The 18,476-nt window shown below is 62.3% G+C and carries 19 protein-coding genes; 9 read left to right on the top strand and 10 right to left on the bottom strand.

Features of this window, described 5'->3' with window-relative positions; translation table 11 throughout:
- Positions 1 to 77: 77 nt before the first annotated feature.
- From ACO6VD_RS11205 to ACO6VD_RS11195, 3 genes are all read right to left on the bottom strand, one after another.
- Positions 78 to 2,204, bottom strand: a complete 2,127-nt coding sequence (locus ACO6VD_RS11205; RefSeq protein ID WP_422419035.1) for a methyl-accepting chemotaxis protein — start codon at positions 2,202 to 2,204, stop codon at positions 78 to 80.
- A gap of 75 nt (positions 2,205 to 2,279) precedes the next feature.
- A complete protein-coding gene (locus ACO6VD_RS11200) occupies positions 2,280 to 3,635 on the bottom strand; it encodes an APC family permease (protein WP_422419033.1) in 1,356 nt (451 codons plus the stop codon).
- A 276-nt stretch (positions 3,636 to 3,911) separates the two neighbouring features.
- Positions 3,912 to 5,108: an MFS transporter gene (locus ACO6VD_RS11195; RefSeq protein WP_422419031.1), complete on the bottom strand. Its 1,197-nt coding sequence runs from the start codon at positions 5,106 to 5,108 to the stop codon at positions 3,912 to 3,914.
- A 98-nt stretch (positions 5,109 to 5,206) separates the two neighbouring features.
- On the opposite strand from ACO6VD_RS11195, the gene ACO6VD_RS11190 reads away from it, so the two are divergent.
- On the top strand, positions 5,207 to 6,130 hold the full coding sequence (locus tag ACO6VD_RS11190) for a LysR family transcriptional regulator (RefSeq protein ID WP_400173773.1): 924 nt from the start codon (positions 5,207 to 5,209) through the stop codon (positions 6,128 to 6,130).
- 30 nt (positions 6,131 to 6,160) lie between these two features.
- On the opposite strand, the gene ACO6VD_RS11185 is transcribed toward ACO6VD_RS11190, so the two are convergent.
- Entirely contained in the window at positions 6,161 to 6,982 is an 822-nt protein-coding gene (locus tag ACO6VD_RS11185; protein ID WP_422419029.1) for an aldo/keto reductase, read from the bottom strand.
- Positions 6,970 to 7,875: a LysR family transcriptional regulator gene (locus ACO6VD_RS11180; protein WP_400173771.1), complete on the bottom strand. Its 906-nt coding sequence runs from the start codon at positions 7,873 to 7,875 to the stop codon at positions 6,970 to 6,972. The genes ACO6VD_RS11185 and ACO6VD_RS11180 overlap by 13 nt, the downstream gene beginning before the upstream one ends.
- A gap of 137 nt (positions 7,876 to 8,012) precedes the next feature.
- Here ACO6VD_RS11180 and ACO6VD_RS11175 point away from each other — a divergent pair, with 137 nt between their 5' ends.
- The 3 genes from ACO6VD_RS11175 to ACO6VD_RS11165 all read left to right on the top strand — a co-directional run bounded on the left by ACO6VD_RS11175 (position 8,013) and on the right by ACO6VD_RS11165 (position 10,914).
- The gene (locus ACO6VD_RS11175) at positions 8,013 to 8,711 is read left to right on the top strand and encodes a CoA transferase subunit A (RefSeq protein WP_400173770.1); all 699 of its coding nucleotides are present in this window, start codon (positions 8,013 to 8,015) and stop codon (positions 8,709 to 8,711) included.
- 36 nt (positions 8,712 to 8,747) lie between these two features.
- The gene (locus ACO6VD_RS11170) at positions 8,748 to 9,404 is read left to right on the top strand and encodes a CoA transferase subunit B (RefSeq protein ID WP_400173769.1); all 657 of its coding nucleotides are present in this window, start codon (positions 8,748 to 8,750) and stop codon (positions 9,402 to 9,404) included.
- A gap of 79 nt (positions 9,405 to 9,483) precedes the next feature.
- Entirely contained in the window at positions 9,484 to 10,914 is a 1,431-nt protein-coding gene (locus ACO6VD_RS11165; protein ID WP_400173768.1) for a short-chain fatty acid transporter, read from the top strand.
- Positions 10,915 to 11,103: 189 nt separating this feature from the next.
- On the opposite strand, the gene ACO6VD_RS11160 is transcribed toward ACO6VD_RS11165, so the two are convergent.
- Together ACO6VD_RS11160 and ACO6VD_RS11155 are read right to left on the bottom strand one after the other, a co-directional pair.
- Positions 11,104 to 11,541 carry a carboxymuconolactone decarboxylase family protein gene (locus tag ACO6VD_RS11160; RefSeq protein WP_422419026.1) on the bottom strand — a complete coding sequence of 146 codons (438 nt, stop codon included), beginning with the start codon at positions 11,539 to 11,541 and terminating at the stop codon, positions 11,104 to 11,106.
- Positions 11,542 to 11,643: 102 nt separating this feature from the next.
- Positions 11,644 to 13,074: a PLP-dependent aminotransferase family protein gene (locus ACO6VD_RS11155; protein WP_422419024.1), complete on the bottom strand. Its 1,431-nt coding sequence runs from the start codon at positions 13,072 to 13,074 to the stop codon at positions 11,644 to 11,646.
- A gap of 171 nt (positions 13,075 to 13,245) precedes the next feature.
- Between ACO6VD_RS11155 and ACO6VD_RS11150 the strand changes: the two genes are divergently transcribed.
- A complete protein-coding gene (locus ACO6VD_RS11150; protein ID WP_422419022.1) occupies positions 13,246 to 13,488 on the top strand; it encodes a DUF2790 domain-containing protein in 243 nt (80 codons plus the stop codon).
- On the opposite strand, the gene dkgB is transcribed toward ACO6VD_RS11150, so the two are convergent.
- The gene (dkgB, locus tag ACO6VD_RS11145) at positions 13,485 to 14,288 is read right to left on the bottom strand and encodes a 2,5-didehydrogluconate reductase DkgB (protein WP_422419020.1); all 804 of its coding nucleotides are present in this window, start codon (positions 14,286 to 14,288) and stop codon (positions 13,485 to 13,487) included. The two genes, ACO6VD_RS11150 and dkgB, sit on opposite strands and share 4 nt — an antisense overlap.
- A 161-nt stretch (positions 14,289 to 14,449) precedes the next feature.
- On the opposite strand from dkgB, the gene ACO6VD_RS11140 reads away from it, so the two are divergent.
- Both ACO6VD_RS11140 and ACO6VD_RS11135 read left to right on the top strand, forming a co-directional pair.
- Positions 14,450 to 15,070 carry a TetR/AcrR family transcriptional regulator gene (locus ACO6VD_RS11140; protein WP_422419019.1) on the top strand — a complete coding sequence of 207 codons (621 nt, stop codon included), beginning with the start codon at positions 14,450 to 14,452 and terminating at the stop codon, positions 15,068 to 15,070.
- Positions 15,071 to 15,271: 201 nt separating this feature from the next.
- The gene (locus ACO6VD_RS11135; RefSeq protein WP_422419018.1) at positions 15,272 to 15,901 is read left to right on the top strand and encodes a heme-binding beta-barrel domain-containing protein; all 630 of its coding nucleotides are present in this window, start codon (positions 15,272 to 15,274) and stop codon (positions 15,899 to 15,901) included.
- Between the two features lie 12 nt (positions 15,902 to 15,913).
- On the opposite strand, the gene ACO6VD_RS11130 is transcribed toward ACO6VD_RS11135, so the two are convergent.
- The gene (locus tag ACO6VD_RS11130) at positions 15,914 to 16,393 is read right to left on the bottom strand and encodes a GNAT family N-acetyltransferase (protein WP_422419017.1); all 480 of its coding nucleotides are present in this window, start codon (positions 16,391 to 16,393) and stop codon (positions 15,914 to 15,916) included.
- A gap of 124 nt (positions 16,394 to 16,517) precedes the next feature.
- On the opposite strand from ACO6VD_RS11130, the gene tam reads away from it, so the two are divergent.
- A complete protein-coding gene (gene tam, locus ACO6VD_RS11125; protein ID WP_422419016.1) occupies positions 16,518 to 17,282 on the top strand; it encodes a trans-aconitate 2-methyltransferase in 765 nt (254 codons plus the stop codon).
- 9 nt (positions 17,283 to 17,291) lie between these two features.
- On the opposite strand, the gene ACO6VD_RS11120 is transcribed toward tam, so the two are convergent.
- Positions 17,292 to 17,669 carry a DUF2784 domain-containing protein gene (locus ACO6VD_RS11120; RefSeq protein ID WP_422419015.1) on the bottom strand — a complete coding sequence of 126 codons (378 nt, stop codon included), beginning with the start codon at positions 17,667 to 17,669 and terminating at the stop codon, positions 17,292 to 17,294.
- A 142-nt stretch (positions 17,670 to 17,811) separates the two neighbouring features.
- On the opposite strand from ACO6VD_RS11120, the gene ACO6VD_RS11115 reads away from it, so the two are divergent.
- Positions 17,812 to 18,441, top strand: coding sequence for a LysE family translocator (locus ACO6VD_RS11115; RefSeq protein WP_422419014.1), 630 nt, complete (start codon positions 17,812 to 17,814; stop codon positions 18,439 to 18,441).
- Positions 18,442 to 18,476: the final 35 nt, after the last annotated feature.

Genomic DNA, 18,476 nt, shown 5'->3' with positions numbered 1-18,476 from the left:
ACCGGTGGGAGCGGGCTTGCCCCGCGATGCGATGGGGCTGACAGCCCGCAATCGCGGGGCAAGCCCGCTCCCACCAGTTAGACCTTGAACGTCGCCATCAATCCCTGCTGATGATTGGCCAAACGGTTCAGCGCCTGGCTGATCTGTGCCGACTCTTCAGCCTGCCCGGACAGCGACTCGGTCACGTCGCGAATACTGGCGACATTACGGTTCACTTCTTCTGCCACCGCGCTCTGTTCTTCGGCAGCCGAGGCGATCTGCAGGTTCATGTCGGTAATCACCGCCACGGCATCACCGATACGCTGCAGGGCCGGCACCGCCTGTTCGGCCTGGGCCACGCTGCCCTGGGCCTGGCGGTGGCTGCTGTGCATCGAGCCGACCACTTCCCGGGTACCTTGTTGCAGCCCCTCGATGACCACGCGGATCTCATCGACCGAGTCCTGGGTGCGGCGGGCCAGGTTGCGCACTTCATCAGCGACCACCGCAAAGCCGCGACCGGCTTCACCGGCACGCGCCGCTTCGATCGCGGCATTCAAGGCCAGCAGGTTGGTCTGGCCGGCGATGTTGCGGATCACGTCGAGCACCGAGCCAATCTGTTCGCTGCGCTCGGCCAGTTGTTGCACTTCTTCCATACCGGCATTCATTTCGCTGGCCAGCTGTTCGATGGCGCGGGAGGTGGTGCGAATCAGCTCCAGGCCTTCGCGGGTGGCCTGGTCCGCGCCACGCGCCGCCTCGGCGGCTTGCGCCGCATTGCGGGCGACGTCCTGGGCGGTGGCACTCATTTCATGCGAGGCGGTGGCCACCTGGTCGACTTCGCGGTACTGCTGCTGCATGCCGGCGCTGGTCTGGCTGGCAATCGCCGCCGACTGGTCGGCAGTGCTGCGGGCATCCTGGACCGAGGCTTTGACGTTGGCAATCACCGGTTGCAGCTTGTCGAGGAAACGGTTGAACCAGCTCACCAGTTCACCCAGCTCATCCTCGCGCGCATAGTCCAGGCGGCGGGTCAGGTCACCTTCGCCACTGGCAATGTCCTTGAGCATCGCCGCGACCTTGAGGATCGGCCGGGTCACGCCACGGGCAGTCATCCAGATCACGATCAGTCCCAGTACCGCAGCGCCCAGGGCCATGAGCAGGCTGCTGAGGTTGGCGCTGCTGTTGTGGGCGTCGAGACGTGCGTTGAGTTCAAGCGCTGGCGCCTGCAGGACCTGCTCGGGCACTTCCAGCAGCACGCTCCACGGCTGCGCACCGGGCACCGGGGCAAACGACTGGCTGACCTGGAGCATGCCGTTGTCGGTGAACTCGGCCGCCTTGCCGGCGCGCATCTGCGCCGATAGCGCACTGGCCTGCTGGCCGAAGACCTCTTCGAGTTTCTTGCTCAGTTGGCTGCCGTCACGGCTGTGCCCGGCGAGCAGGCCGGCAGGGCTGACGATGCTGACCTGGCCGTTGCCGTCAAACAGTTCCTGACGACCGTCGAGGCTCAGTTGCTGCAGGTTGTCGAGGCTGATGTCCAGGCCCATCACACCAATGACCTTGCCGTCTTGCTTGAGCGGGATGGCGATGCTGGTCATCAATGGGGTGCGATCACCGACGGTGTCGAAGTAGGGATCGATCACGCAGGCTTCAGCGGTTTCCAGCGGGCAGGTCAGCCAGCGGTTGTAGGCAAAACCGTTGGCGCCAAGGCTGGTGTCGGCGAGCATCGATTCGGGCATGGCCTCGGACTCCAGCTGGCCGGGCTGCGGTTGCGACCAGTACAGGGAAAAGCGTCCGCTTTCGTTGCTGCCGACATCGGCCTGGTCGATGAACGCGGCGTCCTTGCCATCGAGAGCGTCGGGCAGGAACACCAGGTACAGGCCAAGCAGTTCAGGGTTGTCGCCCAGTGCTGTCCTGGCTTGCTGGGTGAGTGCCTGGCGCAGGTTATCGACGCCCTGGGCGCGGAGCACCATCATCAGGTGTGAGACGCCATTGCCATACAGATAGGCGTCCTTGAAATAACGTTGAATGCGCACCGCCTGCAACTGTGCATAGGTCTGCAGGCGCAGGCGCGCGTTCTGGTCGAGCATCTGCGTGTTGGCAGTGTTGACCAGTGCCGCGCTGCGGCTCGATTGAAACAGCGCCGCCGTCATCAGTAGCACCACGATGACCAGCAGGCAGAGGCCGGCGAGCAGGGTGATCTTCCATTGGATGAGCAGGCGGCGCAGCAGCATGGTGACGTCCTTGTAGGGCAGGGAAGTGAATAGCAAAAGCCCGTCGATAACGACGGGCCATTTTTCTATAGGGCTTTACTCGGCAATGAAACTGGGTGGCGCAACCTTGAAGGCTTTGGTCAAGTAGGCCAGGTACAGCACACCCAACGCCGCCCAGACACCGCCGAACAGCAGCGAGTGCTCATCAAGGTCCAGCCACAAAATGGCGATGATACAAAAGCCTATCGTCGGCACTACCAGATACTTGAGCTTGTCGGCCAGGGTCTTGCTGCGGCCTTCGCGCAAGTAGCAGTGCACGATCACCGAGAGGTTGACGAAACTGAAGGCCACCAGCGCGCCGAAGTTGATCACCGAGGTGGCGGTCACCAGGTCGAAGAAGATCGCCGACAGCGAGATGAAACCGACGATGACGATGTTGATGGCCGGGGTTTTCCACTTGCCGTGCAGACGTCCGAAGTAGCGTCTGGGGATCACGTTGTCGCGGCCCATCACGTACAGCAGGCGCGAGACGCTGGCTTGCGAAGCCAGGCCGGAGGCCAGGGTGTTGATGAAGGTGCAGCAGATAAAAATCGACTGGAACAGCTTGCCGCCGACATACAGGGCGATTTCCGGCAGGGCCGCTTCGTGATCCTGGAAGCGGTCCATGTTCGGGAAGAACGACTGGATGTAGAACGACACGACGATGAACACCAGGCCGCCAATCAAGGCAATCAGAAAGATCGCTCGTGGGATGACCTTCTCCGCGTTTTCGGTTTCTTCCGACAGCGTGGTGACCGCGTCGAAGCCCAGGAACGAGAAGCACAGGATGGTGGCGCCGGCGACCAGGGCGTTGAGGTGGGTGTCTTCACCGGCGAACGGCAGCAGGCTCCAGGTTGTGCCCAGCCCTTCGCCGCTGTGCAGGCCGCGGATGGTCAGGTAGATGAACACGCCGATGATGACCGCCTGGATGGCCACGAACAGGGTGTTGAAGTTGGCCACCAGGTTGATGCTGCGGATGTTGATCAGGCTCATGACGGTGACAAAGCCCACCACCCAGGCCCAGGCCGGGACTTCCGGGAACATCACTGACAGGTAGAGCTTGGCCAGCAATGCGTTGACCATGGGCAACAGCAGGTAGTCGAGCAGCGACGACCAGCCGACCAGAAAGCCGACATGCGGGTTGATCGCCCGGCGCGTGTAGGTGTAGGCCGAGCCGGATTCGGGGAAACGCCGTACCAGGGTGCCGTAGCTGACGGCGGTGAAGAGGATGCCAAGCAGGGCCAGGACATAAGCGCTGGGCACATGCCCGTCGGTGATGCCGGAGACGATGCCGAAGGTGTCGAAGACCGTCATCGGGGCAATGTAGGCCAGGCCGATGATGACCACTTGCCAGAGTTTCAGGGTCTTTTTGAATTGGCTATCAGGTGAAGCTGCACATGAAGAGACTGGCATGATGGATGGCGCTTGCCCGTATTGTTTGAATTATTTTTGTCGAGAGGTGAGGCAAGGGGAAAATAAGAAGAGTGACAGAGGTGTGTCAATTAAATTCTGACAAAATGTTTCTTATGAAAAACCGGGTTTTAACGTCATTAACGATTCGAATGCTCTATTTGGCGGCTTGTGTCGATTCGTGGCGAAAAATGGATGTCTATTAAAATAGACGGACATCACCCACGGTTATCGATTTTTATCGATAACCGTGGGCGCAGGGTTGCCCGTGATCCAGCCTCAGGCGGTGGCGGCAGAGAGTTGCGGGCGCTTGCCGCGCCACACCAGCCAGGCCAGTGGCAGATGCACCAGCACGGCGGCCAGCACCCCGGCCCAGGGTGTCAGGGCCAGCTGGCCATGGGTCACCAGGTAGCTGCCAGCGCTTTCGCCCAGGGTGATGCCGAGGTTGAAGGCCGAGATGTTCAGGCCCGAGGCAAAGTCGACGGCCTTGGGGGTGTAGCGCTCGGCGCTGGCCAGCATCCCGGCCTGGAAGCCCGGGGTCATGCCGAAAGCCAGCACGCCCCAGATAAACAACACCACGACCATCGCTACCGGCGACTGTAGCGACAACGCCAGCAGTACCAGCACCCCGGCCAGCAGCACGAACAGCAAGCGCAGGGCGCGTTGCCAGCCGAGGCTGTCGGCCAGGCGGCCACCGGCGAGGTTGCCGATCAGGGTGGCGACGCCGAAGACCACCAGCAGGCTACTGGCCGTGGTCGAGGAGAAACCGGTGATATCGGTGAGAATCGGGGTGATGAAGGTGAAGGCAGCGAAGCTGGCGCCGAAGCCGAAAATGGTCACCAGCATCATTGCCCAGATCGCCGGTTGGCCGAGGGCTGCCAGTTGCGCACGGATACTGCCGGCCTGGCCGGGCTTGAGCGCGGGCAGCCACAGCAGCGTGGCCAGCAACGCCAGCGCACTCAGCCCGGCGACGGCAAAGAACGGCAGGCGCCAGCCCATGGCATTGCCGAGAAAGCTGCCCAGCGGCACACCGACCACCATGGCCAGGGTCAGCCCGGCAAACATGATCGCAATCGCCTTGCTCGCCTGGCCCTTGGGCGCGAGGCTGGCGGCCACGGTGGCGCCGATGGCGAAGAAGCTGCCGTGGGCCACGGCGGTGACAATCCGCCCGATCAGCAGGGTGGTGTAGTCGCTCGATAGCGCCGAGAGCAGGTTGCCGCCGAGGAAAATAGCCACCAGGCTGAGCAGCACCGGCTTGCGTGGCAAGCGTCCGAGCAACAGCACGATAAACGGCGTGGCGATGGCCAGCGCCAGGGCGTACAGGCCGACCAGGCTGCCGGCGGAGGCCAGGGGCACGCCGAGGTCAGCGGAGATGGCCGGGAGAATCCCGACCACGATGAATTCGGCCACGCCGATGGCAAAGGCCGTCAGGGCGAGCACGAACACACCGGGATGGATGCGTGTGGAGGTAGTCATGGAGAAAACTCGTGGGTGGTAAGAATGCTGCCCACGATACGAGCCCTTCGCGCTGTGATGTAGACTTGTGCAATTCCAATCATCTGTGAATTGAATTCATGCAGAGTCGCATCAAGGACATCAACCGTTCCGGCGAGATGGAGGTGTTCACCGAGGTGGTCGCCGCGGGGACCTTTTCCGAGGCGGCGCGGCGTCTGGACATGACCCCGTCGGCGGTGAGCAAATTGGTTGCGCGCATGGAGCAACGTCTTGGAGCGCGCTTGTTGCACCGTTCCACCCGGCGTCTGGAACTGACCGCCGAGGGCGAGCGCTTCCATGTCATGAGCCTGGGCATCCTCGAGCAGATCGACAACGCCGAGCGCGACGTCGCCAATGCGCAGAGGCCCAGCGGGGTGATTCACCTCAACAGCAACTTGCCGTTCGGCCTGCATTGCCTGTTGCCGTTGGTGCCGAAGTTCCTTGAAGCCTATCCGGACATCACCCTGAACATCGAACTGACCGACACCGTGGTCGACCTACTGGAGCGGCGTGCGGACGTTGCCATCCGCTCCGGCCCGTTGAAAGCTTCCAGCCTGGTGCAGCGGCACCTGGGGAACAGCCGCCTGCGCACTGTGGCATCGCCGGCTTACCTGGCGCGCGCCGGTACGCCGCAGACTCCCGAGCAACTGCGCGAGCACAATCGGCTGGGGTTTGGCTTTCATCGCCATTCGCAGGCCTGGGTGTACCGCGATGCGCGCGGCGAACGCATTGAAGTCGAACCCCAGGGCAACCTGCTGCTCAACGACGGCGAAAGCATGCGCCAGCTGACCCTGGGTGGAGCCGGGATTGCCCGCCTGGCAGACTTTCATGTCGGTGCCGATATCGACGCGGGGCGGTTGGTGCCCCTGCTCGAAGACTACGAAAGTGCCGAACCCGACACCCTGCACGCGATCTTCATCGGTCCGGGGCGGCAGTTGCCCCGGCGGGTGCGGGTGTTTATCGACTTTCTGGTGGAGAACCTGGAGGGCCGCTACTTCTACTGAAGTGAGCAGCCCGTCGCCTGTACCCCGGGCTCAGACCATTGCCAATGGCTGCTTGCGCGTCGGCACCGGGAAGGCGCGGTCAATGGCGCGCAGGTCTTCGTTGGTAAGGGTCAGAGTGGCGGCCGCCGCGTTCAAGCGCACATGCTCAGGCGTCACCGCCTTGGGAATGGCAATCACACCGTCCTGACGGGTGACCCAGGCCAGACTCACCTGGGCCGGCGTAGCACCGTGGCGTTCGGCGATCTCGATCAGGGTCGGGTGTTTCAGCAAGCGCCCGGCCTGGGCCAACGGGCAGTAGGCCATGGTCGGCAGATTGCGTTTGACGCTCCAGGGCAGCAGGTCGAACTCGATACCGCGCTGAGCAGGGTTGTACAGCACCTGGTTGGTGGCGCAGTCAGGGTTGTGCAGTTCGCGCAGGTCGTCGACATCGAAGTTCGACACGCCCCAGCGACCGATCTTGCCCGCTTCGCGCAAGCGTTCGAAGGCCTCGACGGTTTCTTCCAGCGGGTGCTGGCCGCGCCAGTGCAGCAGATAGAGATCGATGTAGTCGCTGCCCAGACGCTTGAGGCTGCGCTCGCAGGCCGCTGCAACGCCGTTGCGGCTGGCGTTGTGCGGGTACACCTTGCTGACCACGAAAACCTGCTCGCGGCGCCCGGCGATGGCCTGGCCGACCACCTCTTCGGCGCCTCCTTCGGCATACATTTCGGCCGTGTCGATCAGCGTCAGGCCGAGCTCGATACCGTGTTGCAGGGCGGCTACCTCGCGGCTGCGCTGGCCCGGGTCCTCGCCCATGTACCAGGTACCCTGGCCGATGGCCGCAACGTCTTTGTCGGCAAGCTTCACTGTGCGCATGTCACCTCCTGGGGACGGGTTTGTTCTTGTAGGACATCGAGCAGCGCCTGGGCCGCTGCCGAGAGTTTATGGTCAGCCAGCAGCGAGACGCCAATGCGTCGTTCGATGATCGGCTCGACCAGCGGCACGCAGCGGGCGCCGAGTTCCTGCATCTGGCCGATGCACAAAGCCGGCACGGCACTGACACCGAGGCCGTTGGCAACCATGCGGCCGATGGTCGACAGCTGATGGCTCTCGAAGGCCACCGCCAGTTTGCCGTGTTCGGCAGCCAGGTGCTGCTCCAGCAACAGGCGTACGGCCGAGGGCCGCTGCAGGGCGATGAAGTCTTCGGCCAGCAATTCGCGCCAGCTGACCTGCGCTTGCTGCGCCAGCGGCGAGTCGGTCGGCACCACCGCGACAAAACGATCGAGGTACAACGGCTTGAACAGCATCGGCGTGCTGGCCTCGGGTTCAAGGCCGATGCCCAGCTCGACGCGGCGATGGCGCACCAGTTCCAGCACCTGCTCATTGATCACGTCATGCACCGTGACATTGACCCGCGGGTAGCGCTGGCGAAACACCTTCAGCACTGCCGGCAGTAGGTTACCCGCGTAAGCCGGCATGGCCGCGATCGACACCCGTCCCAGCTGCAGGGTGAAGCGCTGGCGCAGCAGTTCTTCGGTGTTGTCCCAGTCGGCCAGCAGTTGCCGGGCCAGGGGCAGCAGTACCTCACCCTCCGGGGTCAGGCTGACGCTGCGGGTGGTGCGGCTGAGCAGGGCGCCGCCGAGGTTGTCTTCCAGGGCCTTGATGGTCAGGCTCAGGGCGGGTTGCGACAAGTGCAGGTGTTCACCGGCCTGGGCGAAGCTCTGGTATTTGGCGACGGTGACAAAGGCGCGCAGCTGTTTGACGTTCATCGGCGTGGTCTATTCTTTTGAAAAATTAATCAAACGATCATAAAAACAAAATTAACAAATAAGTCTATTGGGGTGAAGATGCGTCAAACGCTTACCGACACCCCTGTCGGTTCAACAACTACAAAAGGCGGATCAGCATGGCCGGACTGGACAAGCGCGTAGCAACCTATGAACAGGCTCTTGAAGGCCTGACCGACAACATGACAGTACTGGCCGGTGGTTTCGGTCTGTGCGGTATCCCGGAAAATCTCATCAACGAGATCAAGCGCCGTGGCGTCAAGGGCCTGACCGTGGTCTCGAACAACTGCGGCGTCGACGGCTTTGGCCTGGGTGTGCTGCTCGAAGATCACCAGATCCGCAAGATGGTCGCCTCGTACGTCGGCGAGAACGCCGAATTCGAGCGTCAGCTGCTCAGCGGCGAGCTGGAAGTGGAACTCACCCCGCAAGGCACCCTGGCCGAGAAAATGCGCGCAGGCGGTGCCGGCATCCCGGCGTTCTTCACCGCTACCGGTTACGGCACTCCGGTTGCCGATGGCAAGGAAGTGCGCGAGTTCCATGGCCGCAAGTACATCCTTGAAGAATCCATCACCGGTGACTTCGCCATCGTCAAAGGCTGGAAGGCCGACCACTACGGCAACGTGGTGTACCGCAACACTGCGCAGAACTTCAACCCGCTGGCCGCGACCGCCGGCAAGATCACCGTGGTCGAGGTCGAGGAGATCGTCGAGCCGGGTGTCCTGCTGCCTACCGAGATCCATACCCCGGGTATCTATGTCGACCGGGTGATTGTCGGCACCTTCGAGAAGCGTATCGAAAAACGCACCCTCAAAGCCTGAACCGTCCCCGAACAGAACAACAAAGAGATCCTGACCATGGCACTTACCCGCGAACAAATGGCCCAGCGCGTCGCCCGCGAACTCAAGGACGGCTACTACGTCAACCTCGGCATTGGCATCCCGACCCTGGTGGCCAACTACGTCCCGCGCGATATGGACGTGATGCTGCAATCGGAAAACGGCCTGCTGGGCATGGGCGAATTCCCCACCGAAGCGCAGCTCGACGCTGACATGATCAATGCCGGCAAACAGACCGTGACCGCGCGTACCGGCGCGTCGATTTTCAACTCCGCCGAATCCTTCGCCATGATCCGTGGCGGCCACGTCGACCTCACGGTGCTCGGCGCCTTTGAAGTGGACGTGGAGGGCAACATCGCCTCGTGGATGATCCCCGGCAAGCTGGTCAAAGGCATGGGTGGCGCCATGGACCTGGTGGCTGGCGCCGACAACATCATCGTCACCATGACCCACGCCTCCAAGGACGGCGAGTCCAAGCTGCTGCCGCGCTGCAGCCTGCCGCTGACCGGTGCCGGCTGCATCCGCAAGGTGCTCACCGACCTGGCCTACCTGGAGATCGAAAACGGCGCCTTCATCCTGCGCGAGACTGCGCCGGGGGTGAGCGTGGAAGAGATCATCGAGAAGACCGCTGGCAAGCTGATCGTGCCGGACGATGTCAAAGAGATGACCTTCTGATCTGAGTTTTCTGCAGACCTTGCTTGCCCCGCGATGGGGCCTTGTGCTGTTCCGATAAAATCAATAAAAGGAAATTCCCGTGGCCGCTGATATCCAAGACAGCCGCTCCGCTCGCTTTGCCCTGCGCTGTTCAAACTGGGCTGAACGCTGGTTCCCCGACTCCTGGGTGTTTGCCGCCCTGGCGGTGGTGCTGGTTTCCGTCGCTGCCCTGGCCATGGGCGCCAAGCCTACCGATACCGCCAAGGCCTTTGGCGACGGTTTCTGGAGCCTGATCCCATTCACCATGCAGATGGCCTTCGTGGTCATCGGCGGTTATGTGGTCGCCAGTTCGCCACCGGCGGTGAAGCTGATCGACCGCCTGGCGCGGATCCCGAAAAACGGTCGCTCGGCGGTGTGCTGGGTGGCGTTGATCTCGATGCTGGCGTCGCTGCTCAACTGGGGCTTGTCGTTGGTGTTTGGCGGCTTGCTGGTGCGGGCTCTGGCGCGTCGCACCGACCTGCACATGGACTACCGCGCCGCGGGTGCTGCTGCGTACCTGGGATTGGGCGCCGTCTGGGCCTTGGGCCTGTCGTCTTCGGCCGCGCAACTGCAGGCCAACCCGGCCAGTCTGCCGCCGTCGATCCTGGCGATCACCGGGGTGATTCCGTTCACCGAAACCATTTTTCTCTGGCAGTCGGGCGTGATGCTGGCAGCGCTGGTGGTGGTTTCGCTGGTCGTGGCCTACGCCACTGCACCGGGGCCGGGCAGTGCCCGTAGTGCTGCAGACTGCGGTGTCGATCCGAGTTTCTCGGCACCACCACCGCCGCAACGTACCCGTCCGGGCGAGTGGCTGGAATACAGCCCGATCCTGATTCTGCTGCTGGTGGCGTTGGCGGCCGGCTGGTTGTACAACGAGTTCTCGACCAAACCGGCGATCACCGCGATCTCCGGGCTGAACACCTACAATCTGCTGTTCATCATGGCCGGTGCCTTGCTGCACTGGCGTCCGCGCAGTTTCCTCGATGCGGTAGCGCGCGCGGTGCCGACCACCACCGGGGTGCTGATCCAGTTCCCCTTGTACGGCTCGATTGCGGCGATTCTGACCCAGGTCCAGGGTGTCGATGCGCACACCCTGGCGCACCACATCTCGACCTTCTTCGTGCAGATTGCCACCCACGATACCTATGCCTTGCTGATGGGCGTGTACTCGGCGGTGCTGGGCTTCTTCATCCCGTCCGGTGGTGGCAAGTGGATCATCGAGGCGCCGTACGTGATGCTGGTGGCCAATGACCTGCAGTACCACCTGGGCTGGGCCGTGCAGATCTACAACGCCGCCGAGGCGCTACCGAACCTGATCAACCCGTTCTACATGCTGCCGCTGCTGGGTGTACTGGGCCTGAAGGCGCGCGACCTGATCGGCTTTTCCTTTGTCCAGCTTCTGGTGCACACACCCCTGGTGCTGTTCCTGCTGTGGATTCTCGGGACCACCCTGCAATACATTCCGCCAGTGATGCCGACGCCGGCGGGCTGACCGACACTCAGTGGGAGCGGGGGGGGGGGGGGGGGGGGGGGGGGGGGGGGGGGGGGCGGGGGGAGGGGGGGGGGGGGGAAGGGGAAAGGGCCCCTCTTCCTCCCTCCCCCCCCCCCCTCCCCCCCCCCCCCCCCCCCCCCCCCCCCCCCCCCCCCCCCCCGCTCCCACCGGGAGGGTGGCGCTATTTAATCAGCTCGGGATCATCGCAAAGCCGACGCCAAACCGGTTCCAGGCATTGATGGTGGCGATGGCCAGGGTCAGGTTGACCACTTCGGCTTCACTGAAGTGTTCGAGTAGGGCGCGGTACTGGTGTTCCGGTGCATGGCGGTCAGGCAGGCGGGTCAGGCTTTCGGTCCAGGCCAGCGCGGCCTGCTCACGGGGGGTGAAGTACTGGGTATCGTGCCAGACGCTCAGGGTTTGCAGACGGGCCTCGGTTTCCCCGGCCTTGCGCGCATCGTTGGCGTGCATGTTGATGCAATAGGCGCAGCCGTTGATTTGCGAGGCGCGCAGGCGGATCAGCTCCAGCAGCGAGGTTTCCAGTCCGGATTTGCCCAGGGCCATTTCCAGGCCGACCATGGCTTTGTAAGCCTCAGGCGAGTGTTTGGCCCATTCGATTCGATTGCTCATCTCTGTTCTCCGGTAAGTTCCGCATCAGGCGGCGATGGCGCTACCTTAGCGCTGCTGCGCGGATGCTCGAATAGCCAATTGCGCCGAATCTCAGGAGGCCAATCAGCCGAGGGTCTGCAGGGTGTCGCGCACCCGGTCGAGCGCCGGGTCGATGTCCAGCAACTCGATCGCGCCAAAACCGAGTAGCAGCCCTGAACGTACCGGCGCCTGGGCGTGGAAGGGCGCCAGCGAATAGAGCCCGACTTCGACCTTGCGCGCCATGTTGATCAGGAACTCCACCTCCAGGTCGCCCTTGGTCAGGGCGCTCATATGATAGCCCGCGGTGGCCGGTATCACCTCGAACCAAGGGGCCAGGTCGCCCTGCAAACGCTGCAGGATCCGCTCGCGGCGCGCGGCATACACCTCATGCACGCGGCGGATATGCTTGAGCAACGCGCCTTCACTGATAAAGCGCGCCAGTGCCCACTGGCTCAGGGTCGGCGCGTGCCAGTCGGTCAGCTGCTTGGCGACACAGATGGCCTCGCGCAGCGCTTCGGGGACGATGGTGTAGCCCAGGCGCAACTCCGGCAACAAAGTTTTCGAAAAGGTCCCGACGTAGGCCACCAGGCCATGGCGATCCATGCTCTGCAGCGAGTCGGTGGGTCGTCCTTCGTAGCGGAACTCACTGTCGTAGTCGTCCTCGATGATGATTGCACCCAAGGCCGCGGCGCGCTCCAGCAGGGCCTGGCGGCGCTCCAGGCTCATCGGCATGCCCAGCGGAAACTGGTGCGAGGGGGTGACGTAGATGAGCCGCGTGCCTTCGGCGATCTGCTCCACGCACAGGCCCTGGTCATCCACCGGCACGTACTGCAATTGCGCGCCCTGGGACAGGAACAGGTGACGTGCCGGGGTGTAGCCAGGGTCTTCCATGGCCACCCGGCAGCCGGGCTCGATGAGGATCCGGGCGATCAGGTCGAGGGCTTGCTGGGCGCCGCTGCACACCAACACATCGGCGCTGTGGCAACGCACCCCGCGGGCAAAGGCGATATGCCGGGCGATGGCCTCGCGCAGCTCCGGCAAACCCTGGTGGGCGGCGTAACGCGCGCTGCCGCGACGGATCTGGCGCAACGCGTACTGGTTGCAGCGGCGCCAGTCATCGAAGGGAAACTGCGCTTTGCTCGAAGCGCCGCCAATGAAGTCGTAGCGCAAGGTACTTGGTGCCAGGTCGGCCAGCAGGTTGCTGCGCGCACGCCATTTGGCCAGGGTCGGGGCACTGGCCAGGGGAATGGTCGGGGCAGGTGGCTGTACACGGGTCAAGGCCGGGGTGATGAACGTTCCTTTGCCGACCTTGCCGCTGAGCAGATTGTCGTAGGTCAGGCGTGAATAGGCTTCGGCCACGGTCTTGCGCGAGACGCCCAGTTGTTCGGCCAGCAGCCGCGTTGGCGGCAGTTGCGTACCGGCAGCCAGGCGCCCGCTGTCGATGCCCTCGCGCAGTTGCTGGTAGAGCTGTTCGGCCAGGCCTTTGCTGCCTTGCAGGCTGATATGAAGTTCCATGCTGGGGCAGATCCACGCGCCATTGTCAGGCGTGAAGATTAACCGATCTACCCGTTAGTTGCCGTTGATCCCCTCGACCGACGCTTGGCCCTGTGCGCGCCACACTTTAAAGGTCGGGGTTCTCCGGCACGTCGGTGAACCTCTTGCACACACACACACAGGAGCGTCGCCATGTACCTGCGAACTCTGCTTTGCCTGGGACTGTTGTTGACCGCCACGGCTCAGGCTGCCGAATCAGTCGCTGTGTATCACTACGGCATGCCGCTGGATATCAACAAGGTGCTGACCATGAGCGAGCCGGATACCCGGCTCTGCGATGTGGTGCAGGCGAGCATGGTCTATCTCGACTCTGCGGGTCAGCAACACACCCTGCAGTACCTGAAACTGGCCCAGGCCTGCAGTGATCAGGGTTAGTCCCAGGCCGGTGCCAGGCTTTCCGGACTGGTCAGGCGCAGGCCGCTGTCGAGGGCGGCGATTTTCGCCATGTCCTCAGCGCTTAGTTTGAGGTCACGCGCCTTGAGGTTGCTGGCCAGGTTCTCGCGGCGAGTCGAGGACGGAATCACCGCGTAACCCAGTTGCATGGCCCAGGCCAGGGTAACCTGCGCCGGGGTGGCGTTGTGCTGCCCGGCGATTGCCTGGATTACCGGGTCTTGCAGGACTTTGCCATAACCCAGGGTCATGTACGAGGTCACGGCGATGCCCTGGCTGCGCATGAACTCGACCAGTTTGCGGTTCTGCAGGTAGGGGTGCAGTTCGATCTGGTTGGTGGCGATGGCGTCTTTGCCGACCACCTCGATGGCCTGGCGCAGCAAGTCGATGGTGAAGTTGGAGACGCCGATCTGGCGGGTCAGGCCCTGGGCCTTGGCCTCGGCCAGTGCGCCCATGAATTCGCTGACCGGCACAGCGCCCTTGGGCGATGGCCAGTGGATCAGCGTCAGGTCGAGGAAATCGGTGCGCAGTTTGCTCAGGCTTTCCTTCAGGCTCGGGATCAGCTTGTCGGCACCGAGGTTCTCGGTCCAGATCTTGCTGGTCAGGAACAAGTGGTCGCGGGCCACGCCGCTGGCAGCAATGGCGGTACCGACTTCGGCTTCATTGCCATAGATTTGTGCGGTGTCGATGGCCCGGTAGCCGAGCTCCAGCGCCTGGCTGACCGAATCGATCACCACCTGGTCTTTAAGTCGAAAGGTACCGAGGCCGAGCAGGGGAATGGACATGAATAGGCTCCTGGTGAAGGGCTGCTGCTAAAGAGGTGTGCAGTATTGCGACTGCGGGCGGTAGGAAAAATCCCTGTCGCGGCACAACTTTTTTGCCGCTGACGCACGAATTGGTAACGTCTGGTGCTAGCCTTGCAACGTCTGTCGTAATGGAAGTGGTCATGACCCAGCATAAGCTCAGCATTCGCCAACGCAATGTCGACAACATCCTGCTGGCCGCCGAGCAGGTCTTTGCCGAAAAGGGCTTCGCCGGTACCGCCATGGCTGACATCGCCGAAGCGGCGCAATTGCCGCGCAGCAATGTGCATTACTACTTCAGCACCAAGGCCGAGCTGTACCAGGCGGTGCTGTTCGGCCTGCTCGAAGTGTGGAAGCAGGACGCCTTGTGCTTTGAGCTTTACGACGATCCGCGCATCGTTCTCAGCAGCTACATCCGCGCCAAGATGAACCACTCGCGTACCCGTCCCTATGGCTCCAAGGTCTGGGCCGACGAGATCATCCATGGCGCCCCCAACCTTGGCGCGGCGCTGGACGACCCGTTGTATGACTGGGCCAAGATGAAAGAGGCGAAGATTCGACAGTGGATCGACGATGGCCGCATCCTCGCGGTGGAGCCTTCGGGGCTGCTGTACATGATCTGGGCCTCGACCCAGCATTACGCCGATTTCAGCCACCAGGTCGGTTTGCTCAACGATCACCAGCCGCTGACTGACCTGCAGTTCGAGCGGGCGGTGCAGACGGTGACTGCAGTGATCCTGCGTGGTATCGGCCTGGAACCGTAATTCCCAGTAGATACTGTTTTAGGCTTGGCAGAATTAGAGTGCCTCGTAGTTGCCAATTCAATATGCCTATAGGGGCGATATATTTAACTAATCGCCGGGTTCTAGTGTGATTTGACTTGTGTCAAAAGTAACGTGGGTATTGAGCCGATAATCGGGGCAGGCAAATAACTTCGATAACTCAATATCAAACAGGCAGTCCTCATGAAAACCAGGTCACTCGCTTTAGCGCTTATTCTTGCCGCACCCTCAGTTTCATTCGCCCAGGGAACAGTTATCAATGGCCTCGATTTTGGCCCATTGGCAAAGTTCGCCGGTTCTTGGAAAAGCGATGAAGCGGGTGGTGTCGACATCGCGCCAGGAAAAACCGGATCGCTGGTAGGCAAGGGTGGCGTTGCCGTAGAACCGTTCTATGAAATCAGAACATTCGAACCTGTAGCGGATGCCGAAAATGCCAGTGATCAATATTTGGTGGCCATGTATTACAAACAGGAAGTGTTCCGCAAAAGAGACGATGCAAAAATTCACGATCAGCGTGGTTACTTGATCTACGACAAGAAAAGAAACATGGTTTACAACTCTTATTGCATTCCGCGCGCCGTGTGTGTAGTTGCTGAGGGAACGGCCGGTGAAAAAATGGAGTTGAAAGCAATGGCCAAGGGCGTTGCAGAGTCGGCTTATATGACAAAAAATGACAAAACGACAAACTTTGCCATGACCTTCGATGTGACGGGGTCAACCATGAAATACACGCAAACAATAAGTTTGCATGTCTATGGCCAACCCTTCGAGCATGTTGACTCTGCGGTGCTGCATAAAGTGGCCGTCAACTAGGCCACCTCAGCGTTAACGCCCGGCAAATGCTGTCAAGCCGTCACCTTCCAGGCGATAGCGTACCCACTCGTCTTGCGGCTGGGCCCCCAGCGAGCGGTAGAACTGGATTGCGGGCTCGTTCCAGTCCAGCACGCTCCACTCCAGGCGGCCACAGCCGTTGTCGCAGGCCTCGATGGCGATGTGCCGGAGCAACTGTTTACCCGCACCCCCGCCACGTTGGTCGGGGGTGATGTACAGGTCTTCGAGGTAGATGCCGTTGCGCCCCAGCCAGGTCGAGTAGCTGTAGAAATATACGGCGTAACCAATGGCTTTACCGTCACGCTCGCAGATCAGGCTCAGGGCCTTGGCGCCGTCATCGAACAGGGTGCGTTCGATATCGGCGACGCTGGCGATCACTTCGTGGCGGGCACGTTCGTAGTCGGCAAGCTCGGTGATGAAGGCGAGAATCTGTGCCGCGTCGTCGCGGCGGGCAGGGCGGATGTGCAAGGTCATGGCAGGCTTCCGGCAAGTGATCTGATGGCGCTCATGGTAACGGCAAGCGCGTGGCGATAGGCGAAATCCAGCGGGCATTCTATGCTTGCTCTCGACTTTTTCACCGATGAACAAGGACTCGACAATGACCTGGTCCGCGACGCAGTACAGCACTTTCGAAAACGAGCGTACCCGACCGGTGCGTGACCTGGTGGCGGCATTGCCGCCCCGCAGTATCCGTACAGCCGTGGATCTGGGCTGCGGCCCGGGTAATTCGACCCAGGTCCTTGCGGAGCGCTATCCACAGGCCACAGTCACTGGCATCGACAGCTCCGAGGACATGCTCCGCGCCGCACGCGAGCGCCTGCCGGGTGTCGACTTCACCCTGGGCGATATCGCCACCTGGACGGCGCCTCAGGGGGTCGATGTGATTCTCGCCAATGCCTCGTTGCAGTGGTTGCCGGATCACGCGTTGCTGTACCCGCACCTGGTCAGGCAACTGACCGAGGGTGGCAGCCTGGCCATCCAGACCCCGGACAACCTCGACGAACCGGCCCATCGCCAGGCACGGGATATCGCCAGCCAGGGCCCCTGGGCCGACAAGATCGGTACGCTCCGGCACCCGCCCCGACACACGGCGGCTTATTACTACGATGTCCTCAGCCCGCATTGCAGCAAGGTCGAAGTCTGGCGCACCACCTATTACCACCCGCTGATGGGCGGGGCGCAGGCGGTGGTCGAGTGGTTCAAGGGGTCGGCCTTGCGTCCGTATCTGGCGGCGTTGAACGCCACTGAGCAAGCCGACTTTCTGCAGCATTACCTGCAGGCCATGGTCAGGGACTATCCGCCAGCGGCCGACGGCAAGGTGCTGTTGCCGTTCCCGCGGTTGTTCATCGTCGCCACGCGCTGAAGGCGGCTTTCAGTGGCTGGGCTGACGGCGCGGCCAGTGGCGGATCACCTGCACATATACCAGGGCATTGACCAGCACCACAACCGAACCCAGGAGCACCTGAGTACCCGGCGTCAGCCCCGCCGGGTAGATGATCGGCAGGATGTAGTGCTCGATGAAGCCGCCCTCGTAACCGGCCTGGCCCGCCGCCTGGCGCAAGCTGTTTTCCCAGTCGGTGAGGGGGCAGTACAAGTGCAAGAACTCCACGGCGATACCCCAGCACATCGCAGGCACGTGCCACCAGACAATGCCGCGCCACTTGAGCACCAGCAAGCCGCCGAACAGCACGAAGACAATGAACAGAAGATGAAACAGCACCAGTCCATCGGCGCTCAGGCGGTACAGCATGGCAATGCATCCTCGAGGTAGAAAATCCTTGTACGCCCCATGATAGAGGCAAACCGCGCAGGGCAGCCATGAGCCGATAACAGGCGTTGTCCTGTCGGCGTTGAACAGGCATGCTGGCGCCTTTCTGTCTGCGGAAACCGCCATGGACGCCTCCACACTTTTGCTTTACATCATTGCCGCCGGGGCGGTGATGATCACTCCGGGCCCCGCCATGCTCCTGGCTCTTAATAACGGCGCCAGCCACGGCATGCGCGTGGCCGGCTTTGGCATGGCCGGGGCGATGCTTTCCGATCTGTTGCTGATCGCTGCCGTGGGCTGTGGCCTGGGGGCGTTGCTGCAGGCTTCCGAACAGTTGTTCAGCCTGGTCAAGTGGGTCGGGGCGGTGTATCTGCTGTACCTGGCATGGGTGCTCTGGCGCGCCCCGAGCAATGCCCTTGAACGGGTGCCGATGAATGCCGGCGCCACGGGCCGTTCGGCGTTTCTGCGCGCGTTGTTCGTCGGTCTGTCCAACCCCAAGGGCTTGCTGTTTTTCTCGGCGTTTCTGCCGCAGTTCATTCGTCCGGACCAGCCGGTGGCCGAGCAGTACCTGGTGCTGGCGATCACCAGCGCGGCGCTCGACGGGGTGATGATGGCGGTCTACGCCTATGGTGGCCGGCATGCCATGCGGCGTTTCTCGGCGCGCACCATGCAGTGGATCAACCGCAGCTGTGCCGGGATGCTGGCGGCGCTGGCGGTGGGCTTGAGCCTGTACCGGCGCAGCGATACACATTAAGTACAAACAACGAGGGAGGATCAGTGATCCTCCCT

The sequence above is a fragment of the Pseudomonas sp. GZD-222 genome, assembly GCF_049310525.1.
Classification (GTDB): domain Bacteria; phylum Pseudomonadota; class Gammaproteobacteria; order Pseudomonadales; family Pseudomonadaceae; genus Aquipseudomonas.
This window is presented reverse-complemented; position numbering and strand designations above follow the sequence as displayed.